Source organism: Rhodococcus sp. ABRD24 (assembly GCF_004328705.1).
Taxonomy (GTDB): Bacteria; Actinomycetota; Actinomycetes; order Mycobacteriales; family Mycobacteriaceae; genus Prescottella.
Genome location: NZ_CP035319.1, coordinates 181,619 through 201,287 on the forward strand (window position 1 = coordinate 181,619; position 19,669 = coordinate 201,287).

At 65.3% G+C, this 19,669-nt stretch carries 16 protein-coding genes and 2 pseudogenes; 11 read left to right on the forward strand and 7 right to left on the reverse strand.

All coding sequences use genetic code 11. From position 1 onward, the window contains the following. Positions 1-122 precede the first annotated feature (122 nt). The 4 genes from ERC79_RS00710 to ERC79_RS00725 all read left to right on the forward strand — a co-directional run bounded on the left by ERC79_RS00710 (position 123) and on the right by ERC79_RS00725 (position 4,728). Positions 123-1,850 (forward strand): substrate-binding domain-containing protein, encoded by a 1,728-nt coding sequence (locus ERC79_RS00710; RefSeq protein WP_242676704.1) that lies wholly within the window; start codon positions 123-125, stop codon positions 1,848-1,850. A gap of 3 nt (positions 1,851-1,853) precedes the next feature. Next, complete coding sequence (locus ERC79_RS00715; protein WP_131574878.1) at positions 1,854-3,008, forward strand: metallophosphoesterase; 1,155 nt, start codon at positions 1,854-1,856, stop codon at positions 3,006-3,008. An 851-nt stretch (positions 3,009-3,859) separates the two neighbouring features. Next, complete coding sequence (locus ERC79_RS00720) at positions 3,860-4,225, forward strand: metalloregulator ArsR/SmtB family transcription factor (RefSeq protein WP_131574880.1); 366 nt, start codon at positions 3,860-3,862, stop codon at positions 4,223-4,225. Continuing rightward, positions 4,222-4,728, forward strand: coding sequence for an SRPBCC family protein (locus ERC79_RS00725; protein ID WP_131574882.1), 507 nt, complete (start codon positions 4,222-4,224; stop codon positions 4,726-4,728). The genes ERC79_RS00720 and ERC79_RS00725 overlap by 4 nt, the downstream gene beginning before the upstream one ends. A gap of 206 nt (positions 4,729-4,934) precedes the next feature. Here the strand turns inward: ERC79_RS00725 and ERC79_RS00730 are convergent, their stop codons facing one another. After that, entirely contained in the window at positions 4,935-5,381 is a 447-nt protein-coding gene (locus ERC79_RS00730) for a DUF2971 domain-containing protein (RefSeq protein ID WP_131574884.1), read from the reverse strand. A gap of 420 nt (positions 5,382-5,801) precedes the next feature. On the opposite strand from ERC79_RS00730, the gene metA reads away from it, so the two are divergent. After that, positions 5,802-6,704 carry a homoserine O-succinyltransferase gene (gene metA / locus ERC79_RS00735; RefSeq protein ID WP_347563601.1) on the forward strand — a complete coding sequence of 301 codons (903 nt, stop codon included), beginning with the start codon at positions 5,802-5,804 and terminating at the stop codon, positions 6,702-6,704. A gap of 182 nt (positions 6,705-6,886) precedes the next feature. Here the strand turns inward: metA and ERC79_RS00740 are convergent. Together ERC79_RS00740 and ERC79_RS00745 are read right to left on the reverse strand one after the other, a co-directional pair. Beyond that, positions 6,887-7,226 (reverse strand): annotated as a pseudogene (locus tag ERC79_RS00740) (recombinase family protein); the annotation flags it as partial. Positions 7,227-7,410: 184 nt separating this feature from the next. Then, positions 7,411-8,379 carry a hypothetical protein gene (locus ERC79_RS00745; protein WP_131574888.1) on the reverse strand — a complete coding sequence of 323 codons (969 nt, stop codon included), beginning with the start codon at positions 8,377-8,379 and terminating at the stop codon, positions 7,411-7,413. 760 nt (positions 8,380-9,139) lie between these two features. On the opposite strand from ERC79_RS00745, the gene ERC79_RS00750 reads away from it, so the two are divergent. Continuing rightward, positions 9,140-9,508 carry a hypothetical protein gene (locus ERC79_RS00750; RefSeq protein WP_131574890.1) on the forward strand — a complete coding sequence of 123 codons (369 nt, stop codon included), beginning with the start codon at positions 9,140-9,142 and terminating at the stop codon, positions 9,506-9,508. A 311-nt stretch (positions 9,509-9,819) separates the two neighbouring features. Here ERC79_RS00750 and ERC79_RS00755 read toward each other — a convergent pair whose 3' ends face one another. Both ERC79_RS00755 and ERC79_RS00760 read right to left on the reverse strand, forming a co-directional pair. Continuing rightward, positions 9,820-10,710: a universal stress protein gene (locus ERC79_RS00755; RefSeq protein ID WP_131574892.1), complete on the reverse strand. Its 891-nt coding sequence runs from the start codon at positions 10,708-10,710 to the stop codon at positions 9,820-9,822. A 95-nt stretch (positions 10,711-10,805) separates the two neighbouring features. Then, complete coding sequence (locus ERC79_RS00760) at positions 10,806-11,363, reverse strand: CBS domain-containing protein (protein WP_131574894.1); 558 nt, start codon at positions 11,361-11,363, stop codon at positions 10,806-10,808. A gap of 261 nt (positions 11,364-11,624) precedes the next feature. Between ERC79_RS00760 and ERC79_RS00765 the strand changes: the two genes are divergently transcribed. From ERC79_RS00765 to ERC79_RS00780, 4 genes and pseudogenes are all read left to right on the forward strand, one after another. Then, positions 11,625-12,632, forward strand: coding sequence for a TerC family protein (locus tag ERC79_RS00765; RefSeq protein WP_131574896.1), 1,008 nt, complete (start codon positions 11,625-11,627; stop codon positions 12,630-12,632). 17 nt (positions 12,633-12,649) lie between these two features. Continuing rightward, complete coding sequence (locus tag ERC79_RS00770) at positions 12,650-12,994, forward strand: winged helix-turn-helix domain-containing protein (RefSeq protein ID WP_131574898.1); 345 nt, start codon at positions 12,650-12,652, stop codon at positions 12,992-12,994. A 360-nt stretch (positions 12,995-13,354) separates the two neighbouring features. Further along, the gene (locus ERC79_RS23805) at positions 13,355-13,813 is read left to right on the forward strand and encodes a hypothetical protein (protein WP_131574900.1); all 459 of its coding nucleotides are present in this window, start codon (positions 13,355-13,357) and stop codon (positions 13,811-13,813) included. A gap of 130 nt (positions 13,814-13,943) precedes the next feature. Next, positions 13,944-14,157 (forward strand): annotated as a pseudogene (locus ERC79_RS00780) (recombinase family protein); the annotation flags it as partial. A gap of 382 nt (positions 14,158-14,539) precedes the next feature. Here the strand turns inward: ERC79_RS00780 and ERC79_RS00790 are convergent. Next, entirely contained in the window at positions 14,540-15,127 is a 588-nt protein-coding gene (locus tag ERC79_RS00790; protein ID WP_131574904.1) for a TetR family transcriptional regulator, read from the reverse strand. A 99-nt stretch (positions 15,128-15,226) separates the two neighbouring features. Here ERC79_RS00790 and ERC79_RS00795 point away from each other — a divergent pair, with 99 nt between their 5' ends. Continuing rightward, complete coding sequence (locus ERC79_RS00795; RefSeq protein ID WP_131574906.1) at positions 15,227-16,180, forward strand: aldo/keto reductase; 954 nt, start codon at positions 15,227-15,229, stop codon at positions 16,178-16,180. A 607-nt stretch (positions 16,181-16,787) separates the two neighbouring features. On the opposite strand, the gene gcvP is transcribed toward ERC79_RS00795, so the two are convergent. Then, the gene (gcvP, locus tag ERC79_RS00800) at positions 16,788-19,631 is read right to left on the reverse strand and encodes an aminomethyl-transferring glycine dehydrogenase (protein ID WP_131574908.1); all 2,844 of its coding nucleotides are present in this window, start codon (positions 19,629-19,631) and stop codon (positions 16,788-16,790) included. Between the last annotated feature and the right edge of the window lie 38 nt (positions 19,632-19,669).

The following is a 19,669-nucleotide window of genomic DNA, read 5'->3' on the forward strand; positions in this document are numbered from 1 at the left end:
CAAGGCGGCATAACGCGCAACTAGACTGCGTTCGTCAAGGCCGGCCGAAATCCGGTTCTTCAGCGTGAGGCAAGGCGGTTGAACACGTGGGGCAGCATCGCAGTGATCGGCACACCCGGAGCGTGAGCAAGGGTCCGGTGATCGCCCTGGTGACGGTCCTGCTGCTGGTACTCGCCGTCGTCGGCTGGTTCCAACTGCGGGACCGAACGAGCAACCAAGGTTCAGCCGCGGCTGAACTGTGCGTCGAGGGCGATGCGACACTCGAAGTGGCAGCCGCCCCCGACCTCGCCCCTCAGATCCGTGACCTCGCCGCCCGCTACACCGCCACGAATCCGGTGGTACGCGACCACTGTGTGTCGGTATCGGTGACCGCGAGCGATTCGAATGCCGTCGCCGATGCACTCGTCGCAGCACCGGACGGCCCGTGGAACGAGACCCTGGGACCGGCGCCGGCGCTGTGGATCCCGGCGGGCAGCCAGTCGATCAACCGTGTAGGCGCAAACGCTGGAGTCGTCGCCGGCCAGCCGAAACCTGTGGCGTCCAGCCCAGTGGTGCTCGCGGTACCACGCGAGTTGTCCCAAGCGCTCACCGCTGCGGGGACCGGATGGCAGAACGTGACCACCCTGCAAGCCGGCACAGACTCGTTGAACGGTCTCGGTCTCGACGGCTGGGGCAGTCTGAGGCTGGCCCTGCCCACCGGTTCGGGCTCAGCGGCCACCGGACTTGCCCTCGACGCCGTCGCTGCCGCCACAGCCGACGCCGGGGTCGGCCCCCTCGACGAGGCACAAGCGGCCTTGCCGAAGGTGACCGCCGCGATTGCCGCACTCGCGAACGGCACGAAGGTACTCGAGGGCGTCCCCCCGTCCACGACGGACGCTCTCGCGGCTCTCGCCGATCAGCCGGATCCGGCGAATGGGTCTTTCCATGCCGTACCCGCCACCGAACAGCAACTGTTCGCCGCCGGAGACAAGGCCTCCACGCTGGTCGCGTTCGCCCCCGCCGGCGCCACACCGGTCGCCGACCATCCCGCCGCGATCCTGGCGACTCCGTGGGTGGACGAGACCCACAGCCGGACGGCAGCGCAATTCGTGGACTTCCTGCGCCAGCCCGAGCAGGTGCAGACTCTGGTCGACGCCGGATTCCGCGTCGGCGAGAGGACCCCCGACGCAACCGACCGGACGCCGACACCAGCGCTGGGACAGGTGCTCGCCCCCGCGACCGGACCGGCAGCCGTGGGCCTCGCGCATACCTTCGCGAATCCTGCCGTTCCCCAGACCACGACGATCCTGCTCGACGTGTCCGGTTCCATGGGCTACAGCGACGGTTCGGGCACCCGGTTGAGCAACACCGTCGCCGCCCTCACCGGACGGATCGCGCAGCTACCGGATGCGTCCGACACGGGTCTGTGGGCATACAGTCGCGGGCTCGACGGCAACCGCCCATACCAGGTGAAGGTGCCGACCGGGCCACTGCCGGAGGCAAACCGGCGCCAGCAGATCGAGACCGCGCTCGCTGGCTTACGCCCCGCAACCGCGACATCGACGTATGCATCGGTCATCGCCGCCCACGACAGCGCGGTGAAGGGCTACGTACCCGGACGGACCAACTCGGTTCTGCTGATCACCGACGGCCCCAACGATGACACATCGACAACCAGGCAACGGCTGACTGCCGCGCTCGCCGCGACCGACCCCAACCGCCCGGTCCGAGTCGACGTGATCTCGATCGGCGAGAACAGCGACCAGGCGACACTGCAGGCGATCGCCGAGCAGACAGGCGGGGCGCTCATCGCGATGCCGTCGGCCCAGGGCGCAGACCTCGAGCAGGCCCTCGGAAAGCTGCTGTCCTAGAAGATGACCCGCATTCTCGTCTTCGGCATCTTCCTGGCGCTCGTCACGTGGTTGCTACACCGCCGTCTGGTCCGCGCCACCGGCCTCTCCCGTCGAACGGCCCGCGCCGCCGATCTCGCCCTTGTCCTCCTGTGGGCGCTCGCGATGCTCGGCATCGGCACCGGCGAGGTCTTCCATCCGCGATGGACACGCATTCCGGGCTTCGTCGGCTGGGTTTGGTTGGCGGCCATGCTGTACCTGGTAGCCGGGCTGCTCGTGGTCTCGATCGGCTCGGGCATCGCGCGTGCGGCGGGCCGCCCCCGGCCGACCGATCCCTCACGGCGACGAGTCCTGCGCGGCGCCACCGCAGTTGTCACGTTAGCGGCGGTCGGCGCGGCCGCTTACGGTGTAGCGGAGGCGGCGAGACCACGCATTCAGCGAGTACGGGTGCCCCTCGATCGGTTGCCCAGCCCATTCGCCGGAACCCGGATCGCATTGGTCACCGACCTCCACGTCGGCCCGGCACGGGGCGTCGGGTTCACCCGCCAAGTCGTCGACCTCGTCAACGCGGAGAACCCCGAACTGATCCTGCTCGGCGGCGACCTGGTCGACGGCACCGTCGCGAAGGTGGGTCCGGATCTCGAACCGTTGCGCGACCTGCGCGCGCCTCTCGGAGTGTTCGGGGTGAGCGGAAACCACGAGTTCTACGCCGGCGACGGCGGACCCTGGCTCGATCTGTGGGACCAGCTCGGAATCCACACACTGCGCAACGAACGTGTCGAGATCAGGCGCGGCGGCGCGGCCATCGACCTCGCCGGCATCCACGACCACAGCTCCCCTGTTCCTTTCGAACCGGACCTACCCGCAGCACTTGCCGGCCGTGACCCTGAACGCTTCGTGCTGCTTCTCGCCCATCAGCCCAAGCAGGCGATCGAGGCGTCGGAGTTCGGTGTGGACCTGCAGTTGTCCGGGCATACGCACGGTGGTCAGATGTGGCCGCTGGGCTACCTGGTCCCACTGCAGCAGCCGTCGGTGACGGGCCTGGACCGAATCGGCAACACCGTTCTGTACACCAGCCGGGGCGTCGGCGCATGGGGCCCACCGGTCCGCGTCGGCGCACCGCCTGAGATCACGATCCTCGAACTCGCGAGTCGTGCCCCCACCTTCGATCGCCGCTGAGGTCACAAACGGCAGGTGGGCGCCCTCCCGGACGTAGCGAACCGGGGGCACGCCCTCGAGCGCGCCGAGTGGATGTCCGACCGGCCCCTGACCGGACGAGTCGAACTCACCGGCGGACTCGTCGTCGATATCGACTGGTCCGACGATCCCGTCCCTGTCCGAGGTCGAGTCCACCCCGCACCGCTTCTGGTCGAACTGGGACACGCCCTCGACCGAGGATCACTTCCAGGAGGTAGGCATGCTGGTCGACCTGGACCGCGAAGACGGGCGACTGTTCCTTGTCCGCTCCACGTATCCGACGACTGGATCAATGGCATCGCACCGCTCACGCACACCCTGCGGGTTCTGGTCGACCACACGCAGACCCGGATCGACTTGGTTGCGATCTCGCCGCTCCCCCAGCGTTCTCCGGCGGTGTCGAGCTGCGTGTGGCTCGCTCCATAGCCACACCGGCGGCGTGCCCATGTGATGCACGAGCGGGCACCACACTCCGGCGATAGCTCGCGTGGCCTTGTGAAGGACGCTCGGTGCGTATGCGATTCGAGTTGCCTCACGCTGCTGCCATGACAGCCTCGGGCCGGTTCCCCGAGCGGCCGGCCTATCGACGAAGTGCCGAAGCCAGATGAATCGACGGACACAACTCGAAACAGCGCAGTAACCACTGCACGTGAGCCATTACGTGCACTCTCGGGAGGCTGCGAACGCGAGAAGGGCTTTGTCGTAGTCCATCGGGTCACATCCGAAGGGGTCTAGACGACTCACGGGCCCAACAAACGTCGCTCTTCGCGAGGCCGTATGGCGGCGACCACCATCAGTGGACATACATGTAACCATTCAGTTACCTTTTCGGCATGGACGCGGTAGCAGGTGCGATAGCCGATCCGGTGCGGCGCGAAATCCTGGAACTGCTGCGGCACTCCCGCCGCACCGCCGGTGACATTGCGTCGCACTTCTCCATCACCAGACCCGCGATCAGCAGGCATTTGCGCGTGCTGCGCGAAAGCGGACTGGTGCATGACGAGCTGGTGGGCAGACAGCGGTTCTACGTGCTCCACCCCGGAGAACTCGCTGAGCTCGCCACCTGGATTGCCCGCTTCGACACGTCCGCCGAATGGATGCAACGCCTCGACGCACTGGAAACCGAGGTTTACCGGACTCGCCGCGAACACCGCGCCGGTCCGACGGATCAGCAAACACAGAAGGAGCAAACGGCATGACCCCGACCCCACTCGGGCGACTGGTCGGCACCGACCTCGGTGCAGACCTGGTCCTGACGAGGACCTACCGCGCACCGATCAAGGATGTCTGGGCGAGCCTCACCGAACCTCACCGGACCGCCCGTTGGTACGGCACCTGGGAAGGAGAAGCCGGACCGGACCGCATGATCAGGGTGCAGATGGCCTTCGAGGAGGGGCAGCCCTGGGCTGACATGCGTATCGATGCGTGCGAGCCGCCACACCGATTGCAGATCTCGGCTGTGGATGATGCAGGCTCCTGGGACCTTGAAGTACGTCTTTTCGAATCGTCCGGAACGACCGAACTCGTCTTCACCCAGCACCTCGCCGGCGCAAACGGGGTGGCCATGGTTCCACAGGTCGGCCCAGGATGGGAATACTACCTGGATATGTTCAGCACAGCCCAATCCGGTTCGCCACAACCGGATTTCAATGACTACTACCCCTCGATGAAGCCGTACTACGAGGAGCTCACCGCAGAGTGATCCGTCGTCCGACACTGAGGTCAGCGTCGGCCAGCAACGGACAACCACGCGCCAACGCCGGAGGAGAGGTTGGCGCGTGGTGGACTTCTCGGTGTCCACGATTTCCTGGGCATCGCTGGGAGGAGATCGAGCGCCGAGCGCCTCGTCAACCCCTGCACAGGGAGCGGACGACGGTCTGACAACGCGAGAATCGAATCGCCGGAGCTTCAATAGCTCTCTCGCCGCGGCGACCTGTCCCGCTTGATCTGGACCAGGTCCCACCACCAGATCGACGATCGGCTGCTCAACTGCGGGGACGTCGTCCCTGTCCAGGGTTCGGTACCGCTTCTAGATACGGGAGCAGCCCTGCACTTCTCGGGCGAATCCTCACCGGATGGCGTGGTTCCCATGGCGGTTGATTCCGGATGAAACGCGAGGGTCTTGGCGACAACATCGGGCGAGAAACCAATCGCGAATCCGCCTGTGCCTCCCGCGTAGCCGCGCCACTGACTCACCAGGTCCCCCTTCTCACACAGGCAGATCGCGAAGCACCTCAGGCCATAGGCCCACTCAAACACCGAATCGCCGGCAAATGCGCGCCGCAGCTCAAAGAACAGGTCTGTCAGATCCTTCGAAAGATGCAGGGTCACGGCGAGCGCGAGCGAACACGTCATTGAATACCTCGGCCCCGAAGACCAAGTCGCGTGAATCGCTCATGTACCGGACATCCGACGCCCACAGCTGTATCGCCGACCGATACACCTTCGGATCAACCCGAACATCCCTCGACCACGGCGATGGAGCCACAATCCCCTGCAGCCCAAAGGCATCCGTAGTGGTACAGAAGATCTCGCTAGCGGTGTCGAAACCCTCAGCCACGCCGACCAGTCTCTCGCACCAGCCTGGCCATCAGGCACCCGAGTGAACTGGATCATCCGAGGTGTCGATACAGCGCACTTAGAGCACCTCGGCGACGATTGTGTGGACAGACCGTCCCGCGACGCTGTTCTCGCGACGCGCCGCTGGAGCTATTGAAGCTCCGGTTCCTGACGGCAATCGGAGGCGGACTAAGCTACTGGGCGATGCCTGTCACTATGCCGCGCGATCTTCCCGCCAGGGCCATCCTGGAGGCGGAGCGAATCTTTGTCATGTCCGACGAGCGTGCTGGACATCAGGATATTCGCCCTATGCGGATCGCCATCTTGAATCTGATGCCGATGAAGGTCAGCACCGAGACGCAGCTGCTGCGGTTGCTCAGCAATACTCCTCTGCAGATCGAGATCACCCTGCTGCACATGGCCAGCCATGTCTCGCGTAACACCTCTGTAGAGCATCTCGAATCGTTCTACTCGACTTTCGATGACGTGGCCCATATGCACTTCGACGGCCTCATCATCACCGGGGCGCCGATCGAGAAACTCGACTTCGAGGACGTCGACTACTGGCCGGAGATGACCAAGATCCTTGACTGGTCCCGCAGCGCCGTGCAGTCGACTCTGCACGTCTGCTGGGGCGCCCAGGCGGCCCTCTACCACTACTACGGTGTGCGCAAACACGAGGTCTCACAGAAAATCTCCGGCGTCTTCTCCCATCGGATCACTGGTGCGCGGTCTCCGATCGTCACCGGGTTCGACGACGAGTTCCTAGCGCCGCACTCACGGCACACCGATGTCCACGCCGCCGACATCGAGGCCACCGGTGAGGTCGCCGTGTTGGCGGTGAGCGAGGAGGCCGGGGTCTACTTGGCAGCCACCGCGGACGGCCGCCAGGTCTTCGTGACCGGTCACCCGGAGTACGACGCGGACACTTTGGCACGTGAATACCGCCGCGACAGCGAGCAAGGACTGCCGGTCCCAGCTCCGGCGCATTACTTTCCCGGCGACGATCCCACCGCCATCCCGCTCAACCGATGGCGCGGCCACGGGCACCTTTTGTACTCCAACTGGCTGAACTACTGCGTCTACCAGGAGACACCGTTCAGTCCAGGCGAGGTCTGACCGGCTGAGCCGGTTCCGTCGACACTTCCGATATGCGCGTGGCTATCCGCCGGTGGCGGTCGGCTTCACGATCCCAGCCTCGCCCGTGGGCATCGGCGATGAGCTGGTGCTCGATCGCGAACAACCCACTTGCTTCCAGCCGAGGCAGATCGAGGAAGTGTCCAGATAACAACGAAATCAGCGAGCGCACCGAAGACATGGAAGATCAGCTTCCCGCCAGCAGTCGATGTGTCGATGGACTCTGTCAGGGTGCGGAACGCCACCCCACGCTTTTCTAGTTCGGTGACTGCCTCGATCAGATGCAGGAGGCTGCGGCCGAGTCGGTCGAGTCGCCGCACGACGAGCGTCTCCTCCCGGGCCGAGCGCATCCATCACCGCGGCAAGGTCGGAGCGGTCGGTCTTCGCGCCGGAGGCGGTGTCGGTCCACACCCGAAAGCACCCGGCGGCGCGGAGTGCGTCGCTTTGGAGGTCGGGGTTCTGGTCAGCGGTCGAGACCCGGGCGTAGCCCAACAGTGCGCTCACGGCCGGAAGTGTCCCAGAACTCACCTATAGCACCGGGTTCGGGACAACAGCATCGAGACATGTTCTTGGGACGCTTGTCAGATTCAGAGGTCGACGGCACGGACGTCAGTAGCGGTGTGCACAGAATGCGGATGTGGCGGTCGCGGTAACGACTGATCTCGGAACGCCAGTTGGTTTCTGTGTATCACTCCGATACGCCGAATCTGATCCAGGTCACGCCGTCGATCACCGGAGGATCTCGAAACACGGGCTGATCGAACGGCGTCGTCCCAATCCTCCAAGCTGCGGAACAAGCACGAGGGTCGTCGAACAGCCGAAGACGCTGCGCGCGGACGCCTGCCAGATCGATGTCGAACCCGTACGCCTTGTCTCCTGCGACGAGGTGCCAGGTGTATCGCACGACAACGCGGTTCGTGCCGTGCAGGCTGATCTCGTCGAACGTGAACCAGTCGCTCATGTTCGTGCGGCCGAGCTGGTCGGCGATGGTGGCCGTCAGGTGTGAGACGAACTGCTGTGCCCACACCTCTGGTGGGGCTGCTTGTGGGTGTGGAACCTGTTCGACTGGAACCAGATCACCATTTCGGCGCAGGCCTCTGAGTAGGTCCGGGTCCTCGGGAACCACCTTCTCTCGGTAGGCGTGCCGGCCGCCGTAGCTGGCGAGGATCCATTCGAAGTCGCTCGGCGCGAGCCGCGGTGTGCCGTGGCGGTCGACCAGGACGATGAACCACGCGGGTCGACCACGCAGCACGCTCATGTCGGTGACGATCCGGTAGGCGTAATCCGCCAGACCCCCGAGGACAACCCTCAGCCAGGCGATCTCCTCTCGTCGAGACAACTCGACCGCCGGCGGCAACGAATGTTCGGGTGCCGGGGTGGCGACCAGCCTCGCACCGATCACCACCCGAACCAGTCGCGTATCTGCGGTCCTGTCGAAGGTTCCCAGGAACGATGGATCGTCCCAGGAGACGCTCACCGAGACGGTGACGTCGTCAAGCTCCACGCTGGAGGCCACCAGCGCCGGGCCTCGGCCGATCCGCAGGGCGCCATCGTGTCCGACCACCGATGCCAGATACTCGTGAACGGGACGAATCTCGTCGCCGACAGTCGCGCGGATCCGCTGGGCCAATTCCGCTGACGTCCTGTAGACAGTCACGTGTACGCGCCCGGCTCGCTGTAGTAGTCCGGCGGCTGCATCTGCTTGTGTTCCGGCATCGGGTCACTGCTCCCACGTACTTCACCCAGAGGCGAAGAGAGCGAGCGTACTCCATCGACGCCGTGTGCGCGGTAACGACCCGATTCTGCGACACAGCTGCGTGCGACGGCCGAAACTCATGTACCGGCGCACCTGCCGGGAGTCGTCCGGACCCGATAACCGTGGGACCTGCAGCTTTTCACTACTATGTGCGATAGCTACACTAATCGACGCTCCCCACACAGAACCATGAGTGACTGGTAGAGCCGCCCAAATCCGGGCTCCATTCGGTCACGGAGCATGACTGATGGCCCCAGAGGGAGCCGCTCCACGACGACGCAGCGGCTACGTCGGGGCTCTCGGGGGAAGGCGATCCGCCGCGAAGTCGCAAGTGGGGATCTCGAGGCCGTCGAAGGTGCCGAGCAGTCGTTCGAGTTCCCGCTCGGCGTGACAGGCCTGCTGCATGAATCCGATCAGCGATCGGCGTCAGGAAATCGCGACTGGGACGGGCACCGGCCACACTGGCGCGATCGTCACCGGGGATACCACCCGCTTTGCGGGGGAGAGTCGAACGGGCCTACCACCATCGCCAAGCCAGGCTCGGCGAACCGACCTGCGGTCGAATCGCAGACCATCATGACCACACCAGCCGCTTATGCTGCCCAACCGAACCCGTCGATCGGGCAGCAGTTCCCTGGCCACCGCACGGTACCGTGCTCAGATGCACCCGCCGCTGCGCCGCGCTGTCCGATATGGAGCCCTCGCACTCGCCGCCATGCTCACCGCCGGGACCCTCTACACGATGTTCATCTACCGCAGCATCAACATATTCACCCCACCCGAACGCCTCGAATCCCTCGGCAGGACTTATCAACTCAGCAACCTGCCCACGTTCACCCTCGAAGAGATCCACCAGCGACACTCACCCATCCACCGGGAGTACTACACCCTCGAACACGTCAGCACCCTCTGGCCCCGCCACCCCGTCTACCAATTCCAGAACGACGACATTCGAGGCCAAGCCACCACCAGCGCCTACCTCAAATGGGGCAATACATACACCACCTACCAACTCCTCGGCGGCCCATGAACACCAACTCCGACCCTTCGTGACCGGCGACGCGCATCAGGGCGCCGACCATGCCCCTTAACCTGCGCACCGTCACGGTGGCGGTGAGGCGGCGCCGGTAGGTGCGCTCGGGGAGCAGTGTCAGTGGTGCGAACCTCGAAACCGGCAGCCCGACTGCCTCTCAGGGATTCGAGAGGGTGCGAAGGGATCTCATCGACCAGCTTCGCGCCGTGCTGCCAGATCTGCAGCTGCGGCGGCCTCGACCTACCCGAAGCGTTCTGTCAGCCAGATCTCTCCGGCTGTTCAGCGAACAGCAGCCTCCGTTCTGGGCTTCACGGGGTCCGGGGCCCGGGCGCAGCTGTCGGTGAAGGCTTCTTCGGCACCACCATGACCGGCCGGTGGCTGTGGTGCAGGGTGGCCATGGCGACGCTGCCGAGCAGAATCTCGCGAATAGCGGAGCGTCCGCGAGATCCGACGACCACTGCGGCGGCGTCGTGAGCATTCGCGATCGTGACAAGTGCGTCGGCGACACCGCGACCGTGCAAAGCGGGACCACGTTCGCTGTCAGAGCGCAGAACTTCTCGGCCACCGACCCGCGGCGCAGGGGCGGTAGGTTCGGCGTCCCCTTCGTCGACAGAGACCGGCAGCACTTCGCGGCCGGGGAACAATCGGGTGGCTGCGGCGATCGCTTGCTCGGCGCCGGCCGATCCGTCCCAGCCGACGATGATGGGTCCGCTGTCCAACGCGTCGAACTCGGCAGTGAGCATCGGGGAGGGGACTACGACGACGGGCCGGGCGGAGAAGTGCACCACCATGTCGGAGACGCTGCCGAGGACGGCACGGGTGCCCCCGAGCCCGCGCGAGGCGACGAGCACCAGGTCCGCGTGGACCTCTTCGGCGCTACGGGCGATCGATACGCCCTCGGTTCCCCAGGCCCGTTTCAGGAGTGGTTCGGCGTCCCATCCAGCGGCTTGTGCCAGGGCGACTCCCATCGCGGCGATGCGTTCGGCTTCGCGCTGGCCCTCCTGCTCCACCATCTCGGTCAACTGGTCCGCATCGTGGGCGCGGGCGAGCAGTCGCCGCCGAATCGTAGAGTCGGCGAACGGCGGGGTCCACAGGTGGGTGATCCACCCGTGTGCTGCTGGGAACAGTGCCGACCCTGCCTCGATCGCGGCAGCGGATCTGCGGGAGCCGTCGTATCCCACGAGCGCGCTGATGGACATGTGCGACCTTCTCTCGTCGTCGATTCCGTACGTCGTGTTGCCGGAGGTGTGATCCGACGAGTCGTTCCCCTCGGACGGGGGTGCACGCGCGGCGATCAGAGTGTGGTGATGGTAACTTCTCGTACCCCGGAGACGGTGCGCACCAACGCGGCGGCGATGCGTCGCTCGGAATCGTCGGTGAACGCGCCGGCCACGGTGACCGCGCCGTCCCGTGCGGTGGCCTGCCAGCGGCGAGGGCCGATGTAGTCGTCGAGGCGGGCCTGGACACCGACCTCGATGGCGTCGTCCGGCCGCAGCATGATCCGCAGTGCGTCACCGCGACTGAACATGCCCTGCACGTGGCCGGCACTGTCGAGTACCGGAAGCGACCGCACGCCTTGCCGCAACAGCATCCGCACCACCTCGGCGAGGTCCTGGTAGGTCGCGGCGACCACCGCAGTTGTCGTCATCGTGTCCGCCGCGGTGAGGTCTGCGCTCAGCTCGCCCGCTCGCAGCACGTCCCCACTGGTGAGCACTCCCGCCAGCTGCCCGTCGCCGGTGAGGACCGGCAACGCCGCAAACCCGTGCTCGGCGAGAGTCACGGCCGCCACCCGCACCGATGTGTCCTCATCGACCGCCACCACCGGGCGACTCATCACATCTTGTACCCACATCGGAACTACCCCGACCCTTCCCTCGGCTGTCCGTCACGCCCGCCAGTCGAGATCAACATGCGAACTAGTATTCACCAATTATAAACCGCGATACTGTCAAAGTGAAGCTTGACACATGAACTGTACTTCCCGAATAATTCTTAGTGGAGCGACCCATCGCTTCGCCGGAGGCCCACACGGGAAGCCTGGTCCGCACAGGTGCAGACGAGTGACCTGCCGCTTCCGGTCCAGTCGACCCGAAAGGACTGGAGGTTTCACCTCATGTCGGTCCCCTTGTGGATGTGGCCGGCGGTACTCGCCGTCATCCTGGTCATGCTGGCGGTGGACCTGTTCGCCCACCGCAAGGCGCACGTCGTCGGCGTCCGAGAGGCGGCGATCTGGTCGGCCGTGTGGGTCACGCTCGCGCTCGGGTTCGGCGCGCTGATCTGGTGGATGTGGGGCGGCGAGTTCGCGGCCCAGTACTTCTCCGGGTACGTGATCGAGAAGTCTCTCGCGGTCGACAATGTCTTCGTCTTCGCGATCATCTTCAGCTACTTCGCCGTGCCGCGCGAATACCAGCATCGCGTGCTGTTCTACGGCGTCCTGGGAGCCCTGGTCTTCCGCGGGGCGTTCATCGCCGCCGGATCGATCCTCATCGCCAGCTTCGCCTGGATCCTCTACGTCTTCGGTGCTTTCCTGGTAGTCACCGGCATCAAGATGGCCCGCCACCGCGACGACACCATCGACCCCGACAAGTCACTGGTGCTGCGCGGGTTCCGGCGCGTGGTTCCGACGACAGACCGATACCACGGTCAGAAGTTCTGGGTCCGGGAAGGCGGGCGCTGGGTGGCCACCCCCCTGTTGGCGGTCCTGGTGCTGGTCGAGACAACGGACATCATCTTCGCCGTGGACTCCATCCCGGCGATCTTCGCGGTCACGAGCGAGCCGTTCCTCGTCTTCACCTCGAATGCCTTCGCCATCCTGGGCTTGCGCGCGATGTACTTCATGCTCGCCGACCTGATGCATCGTTTCGTCTACCTCAAACTCGGCCTCGCCGTCGTCCTGGTCTGGGTCGGAACCAAGATGCTGCTCCTCGAGGTCTACAAGATCCCCACCACCGTCTCGCTGGCCGTGGTCATCGCCGTCCTCACGGCCGCAATCGCCGCAAGCTGGATCCGCACCCGCTCCACGATGACACCAACGGACAGCGCGCCAACGCCGACCTCTTCGGCGCGGGTCGCCGACCCAGCACCCTGCAGAAAACACGAAAAGGGATACACGAAACGATGATGGTCTATTGTGCCTCTATGGCCGTCCACCACGACACCGATGCTGCCCCCATTCGCCCCGATCGTGCCGCCGCGGGCCCGGCGCCCAAAGCGGGTCGGGGTTGGACATTCCTCACCAACCACGCGCACGTGCTTCTGTGTCTGTCCCGCGAGGCCGACCTCACCATGCGCGAACTCGCGCTCGCCGTCGGAATCACCGAACGCGCCGTGCAGGCCATCATCGCCGACCTTATCGAGGACGGATACCTCACCCGAACGAAGAACGGCCGCCGCAACTCCTACACCGTCAACATCGATGGCCGCCTCCGCCACCACCTCGAATCCGACCACACCATCGGTGAACTCATCACAGCCCTGAACTGATCCGTCGTGCAACGACTACCCGGCGTCTCTGCGCGTAGACCCCGAGGTGCCCCGACAGAGGCATCAGCGCAGCGACCACGGAGCATCCCTCCCGTGCAGCGACATCGACTTTGTCGTGTTCCCTGGTGTCGCACAGCCATAGAGGCTCGACCTGTGGACATCGACTACGACACGAATCAGCGGCGGTCTCGGCGAACGGAGACCACTCTGCGCGAGTACGCAGGCTTCGACCCCACGGATACGCGAACTACGACAAGGGAATCCGCGTTGATGCCTCCGATTGTCTTTGCCGGTGAAGGCTCTCCGGTCCCCGCTTTGCGAGTACCGAAGCGGGGCCAGTGCCGGTGCCGGTGGGGATAGATGGGGCCGCCTCCACGCCGCGGGCTTCACGGCGCCCGGGCCGGCCACGTCACCCGGCACCGGCACGATGGTCTGCATGTGCAGCTGCGGAAGTCGAAGACCGACCAGGACGGGTCCGGTATCACCCGCGCCATGCCGTACGACGACACCCACCCACTCCCGCCCCGCCGGCCACGAACGAAAACCGCTGCGACTGTCCCGACCCCGCCACCGGAGCCGCCACAGCTCTCCAGCGACCACTACCATCGCGCCCTCGCCGCGCGCCGCGACGCGGTCGACGCGCTTGCAGACGTCGCCAATGTCCTCGACGATTTCGAAGCCCGCGCCGACGCCCTTCTCGAGCAGACCCTGACGATGAACGACAACTGGACCACGGCCAAGCCCCAACTCCCGCATCCATCGAGCTATCCGAGGACCCTAGGAGCAAGCGACACGTCACCGTGTGCAGACCACTTCTGAAATCCGTGCAGGGGACTTCCGAAACTGACGGCGTCTGCGCAGCTCGCGCCTGACCAGCACTCCCGAACCACCTGCCCGCAAGAATGCCCGGTCAACGGGGGTCGATCGCTACTCTCGGGTGGCGCTCGAACTGTTGGTCGGCTACACACGCTGCACTACATGCACAGGACCTCACCGCGCAGATCGACACCCTGCCCCGCATGGGAATCGATGCCCACCGGATCTATGTCGATCATGGACTGACCGGGACCAATCGTGCCCGTCCCAGGCTACGTGAGGCCCTTGCGGCGGTACGCGAAGGAGACATGCTGATCGTTGGCAAACTCGATCGCCCGGCCCGATCGGACGGCTGCCGTTCACCACTCTGCCGATGATTGCCGAGACCGGCCAGCACACACCACCACCGAACTCGCCGAACTGTTCAACGTCGCCCGCTCCACTGTCCACCGCGCCATTCGCCGTGCGGGAATCGAGCCGTCCGCGACGGATCGACTCTGAGCTGCGGCCCAGGTTCTCGCGATACCGACAGGCTGTAGCCCGCTGCCACATCGGGATTCGACCTGAACTGCCTCAGTTCGCTCAGCGAAAGCTGAGCAGGAAGATCTCCGTGCTCGGTCATATCCGCCCGAAGCTCCCCGAGTACTACGGCTACCCATCGAGGACCGTTTCCCGCATGCGGTACCGCTGTTCACGCGGAAGAGTGAATCCGGAGCCGATCGCCGAACACTACGGCGAGGTACTCGCGGGGAACAGTCGCTCGACCGCGGCGACGATCGCCGCGCGACGGTCGGCCAGGAATTGGCCACCAGCCGCGGCTTCGGCAGCTGCCACACCGGGTTGCCCAGCCCAAGCCATCGCCAGCTGGTTGACGAACATGAGGATGTCGAGTGGGTTCCACGACGGATCAAGCAGCCCGTCCCGCTGCGCGCGACGCAGCTGTCCGATTTTGCGGTTCGCCGTCTCCGCGGAGGCGTCATCGGGTTCACTGTCGGCGAGTTCAAGCTGTCCCCAGCGCATGAGACGCATGTTGTCCGGATTCGCCACGAAGTAGTCGTGAACTCGCCCGGCATAACCGGGTAGATCGGCAGGATTCATGCGCGTCGCTTCTGCGATCGCTTCGAGTTCCTGGGCCACGACGAATTGGTAGAGCTCGTCCTTGCTACGAAAGTAGGCGTAGACGCGTTCCTTGCTGGTTCTGGCGGCCTTTGCAATTCGGTCGATTCGCGCACCGGCAATCCCGTAGCGAGCGAACTCAGCCTTGGCGGCCCCGAGAACGCGGCCGCGGGTCGAATCATCGCTGGACGAGGAGGCCATTCCCCAATCCTAACAAAACCGAACTATTCAGTTTGACGAGCGGAACCCGTCGCAGTATGGTCAAACCAAACAGTTCGGTTTGATTCAGGAGGGGCATTCGTGCAACGCAGAGCACTCGGAAACCAAGGTCTGATCGTGTCGGCGATGGGCTACGGCTCGATGGGTACCGCAGTCGGATACGGCGCCACCGACGACGCAGAGTCCATCGCCGCGATCCGTCGCGCCCACGATCTCGGAGTCACCTTCTTCGACACCGCCGAGATGTACGGCTGGGGAACCGGCGAGAAGCTGCTCGGCCGCGCGGTGGCACCCTTTCGCGACGAGGTGGTGATCGCCACGAAGTTCGGCTTGACCCACGACTTCGGTACCGACTCTCACCCGAGCCGTATACGCAAGGTAGTCGATGCCAGCCTGCGAAACCTGGGTGTAGACACCATCGACATGCTCTACCAACACCGAGTCGATCCCACTGTTCCGATCGAGGACGTGGTCGGGACCATGGCCGAACTCGTCGGTGCCGGCAAGGTGAAGTACGTCGGCCTGTCCGAAGCCGGACCCGAGACGATCCGCAAGGCCCATGCGGTACACCCAATCTCAGCGCTGCAGAGCGAATACTCGATCTTCGCCCCGGACGCCGAACCCTTGTTCCCGTTACTCGAGGAACTCGGCATCGGATTCGTTGCCTACTCCCCTCTGGCGCGCGGCCTTCTCACCGGCACAGCGAAACCCGCAGCCGAACACGAGCCCGGCGATTTCCGCGCCCACATGCCGTGGTGGAGTGCCGAGAACTTCGACGCCAATACACACATCGTCGGTCGGCTCGTCGAAATCGCCGAAACCAAGAGCATCACCGTGTCCCAGCTGGCCCTGGCCTGGACGCTCGCACAACGCGACTACATTGTGCCGATCCCCGGCTCCCGCAACCCCGACCGCGTCGCATGGAACATCGCGGCCACCGAGATCACCCTCACCGCCGACGATCTCACTCGCATCGCCGACATCGCCCCGACCGGCGGACACGGCGGTCGCGGCACACCCTCACCCTGGCTGTGACAAGCGGTCCGGTGGCCTGGCCCACCCCACCGGACCGCGACGCCCCGGTCTCGCACCGCGATCTGGCGTGTTGCCGCCGCCCGGCGGCGCTCTTTTGCTGTTCGAAAAGGTGGGATTGGCCGCCTGCGAGCTACCTGCACTTCTGTTATTTAACTCATTCCGTCGGGTACAGACCTCCGCGTACCGACTCCGCTGGGGTTAGACTGAGCAACCAGAGACCGGGTAGACGCGTGAGCATCGCCGCGAACCCGCTTCCGGCAGTCGGATGTCCAGCGAGAAAGCCCCTCGATCCTCGCCCGCCCTGGCGAGCGACTCCCCCGCTTAGATCGAGTGCCTGATCGAATGGCGCCCACAGTCGCTGCGGGCCCCGATTCCCCCGGGCACGGGCCAGCTCTCCGAATCGGCGAGTGGCTATGTTCCGCAATGCAAGGAGTCGATTCCAGGCACCGGCAGTGGAGGGCATCCCGCATCCCCACCCGAGGACTGCGTGAGGCGAGGCGATCACCTTATTTCGGGAATTGAATGTTTTCCGTCTCGATCGGATTTCTCTTCGATAGAGATTGACGCGGCCCGACCTGAATGAACCTGGCCGGGCCGCGAAACCGAATCAGTCGCTGTACGCCTCGATCGGCGGGCACGAGCACACGAGGTTGCGGTCCCCGTGCGCGCCATCGATGCGACGCACGGCCGGCCACACCTTCGGGCGAGCCTTGCCGCGCGGGTAGACCGCGACCTCCCTCGAGTAGGGGTGTTTCCATTCGGAAACAAGACACTCTGCGGTGTGCGGGGCTCCCCGCAACGGGTTGTCGTCGACGGGCCACTCCCCTGCCCCGACCCGGTCGATCTCGCGACGAATCGCGATCATTGCCTCGCAGAACTCGTCGATCTCGTCGAGGTTCTCACTCTCGGTGGGCTCCACCATCAGCGTGCCGGCCACCGGGAAGCTCATTGTCGGCGCATGGAAGCCGTAGTCCGCGAGGCGCTTGGCGACGTCGTCGACCGTCACACCGGTCTCCTTCGTGAGCGGACGCAGGTCCAGGATGCACTCGTGCGCGACCATGCCGTTCTCGCCCGTGTAGAGCACCGGGAAGTGCTCGTCGAGACGACGTGCGATGTAGTTGGCCGACGCGATGGCTGTCAGCGATGCGCGCCGCAGACCTTGCGCACCCATCATCTTGATGTAGGTCCAGGTGATGGGCAGGATCGACGCGCTTCCGTAGGGCGCCGCCGACACCGGACCGGCCTCGCCGAGTTCAGGGGCCATCGGATGCCCGGGCAGGAACGGTGCGAGGTGCGATCGCACACCGATCGGCCCGACACCGGGACCGCCGCCGCCGTGCGGGATGCAAAACGTCTTGTGCAGGTTCAAATGGCTCACGTCACCACCGAACCGGCCCGGACGGGCCAGTCCGACAAGAGCATTGAGGTTCGCTCCGTCGACGTACACCTGGCCACCCGCGTCGTGGACGGCCGCGCAGATCTCGCCGATCTCGTGCTCGTACACACCGTGCGTCGACGGGTAGGTGATCATGATCGCGGCGAGACGCTCGGCATGGTCGGCGATCTTGGCGCGCAGGTCGTCGAGGTCGACATCGCCGTTCTCTCGGCACGCCACGACCTCGACCCGCATGCCCGCCATGACCGCTGAGGCGGCGTTGGTGCCATGCGCGCTGGAGGGGATCAGGCAGGTGTCGCGGTGACTGTCGCCGCGGCTGAGGTGATAGTTGCGGATCGCGAGCAGGCCCGCGTACTCGCCCTGGCTGCCGGCATTCGGCTGCAGGCTCACCGCGTCGTAGCCGGTGATCGCGACCAGCCAGTCCTGAAGATCTTCGATCACCTGCAGCATCCCCGGTGTGTCCGACGCGGGAGCGAACGGGTGCAGTTTCGAGAAGCCCGGCCACGTGATGGGTTCCATCTCGGCGGTCGCATTGAGCTTCATGGTGCACGACCCGAGCGGGATCATGCTGCGGTCGAGCGCAATATCCTTGTCGGACAACGACCGCAGGTACCGCAGCATCGCGGTCTCCGTGCGGTACTTCGTGAACGACTCGTGCTCGAGGTAGCCGCTGGTGCGGTTCCCGAACGGGGCCGGCGCGACGTCGACGACAGTGCCCGCCGTCAGCCCGAACGCGGCGAGGACCGACGCGGTGTGCTCGACGGTGGTCGCCTCGTCGCACGCGATGCCGACGTGGTCGCTGTCGACCAGACGCAGGTTGATGCCCCAAGCCTGTGCATTCTCTACGACCTCGACCGCCCGGCCGGGCACCCGGGCGAGCACGGTGTCGAAGAACTCTCCGTGCACCACCTCCACGCCCGCTGCTTGCAGACCTGCCGCAATGAACTCGGCATGACGGTGCACCCGCTGCGCGATGGCCTTCAGTCCCTCGGCGCCGTGGTAGCTGGCATACATCGCCGCGACTATCGCGAGCAGCACCTGTGCGGTGCAGATGTTGGATGTCGCCTTCTCACGACGGATGTGCTGCTCGCGGGTCTGCAGTGCCAGTCGGTAGGCCTTGTCGCCGTCGACGTCGACCGAGATGCCGACCAGGCGGCCCGGGAGCTGACGTGCATGCTTGGTATGCACGGCTAGATAGCCCGCATGCGGGCCACCGAAACCCATGGGAACGCCGAAACGCTGGGTCGTGCCGAAGCACGCGTCGGCACCTTGTTCGCCGGGCGGGGTCAGCAGGGTCAACGCCAGCAGGTCGGCACCGACGGCCACGAGCGCGCCGCGCTCATGTGCCTCGGCGATCATCGACGTGTGGTCGACGACCCTCCCCGAAGCACCGGGCAGCTGCGCGAGCACGCCGAAGAACTCACCGTCCGGCAGGCCCTGCGTCAGATCAGCCTCGACGATCTCGATGCCGAGCGGCTCGGCACGCGTGATCACCACGGCGCGGGTCTGCGGGAACAGGTCGGTGTCCAGGACGAACCGCGGGGACTTGCTGCGAGAGGCACGACGCAGCAGGGTCATCGCCTCGGCCGCGGCCGTGCCCTCGTCGAGCATCGACGAGTTCGCGATCTCCATGCCCGTCAGATCGCCGACCATCGTCTGGAAGTTGAGTAGCGCCTCGAGCCGGCCCTGGCTGATCTCCGGCTGATACGGCGTGTAGGCGGTGTACCAGGCCGGGTTTTCGAGGATGTTGCGCACCAGCACGGGCGGAGTGAGGGTGTCGTAGTAGCCGAGACCCACCATCGAGACGGCGACCGTGTTGCGAGCTGCCAGCGCAGACAGGGCAATCAGCGCCTCGTGTTCGGTGAGAGGCGAGTCCAGGGTGTCGAGCCCGGCGGCGACACCACCCGGCGCCGCGTCCAGGATGCTGGCGGGCACCGCGCGCGTTGCGAGCTCATCGAGCGAGGCAACCCCGACGACATCGAGGATGCGGGCCAGTTCGGCCGAATCGGGGCCGACGTGGCGGTCAGCGAACGAATGGCTACGAGCGTCGATCAAGTGAACTCCCAGGCAGGTCGAAAGGTCCAGGACACGCT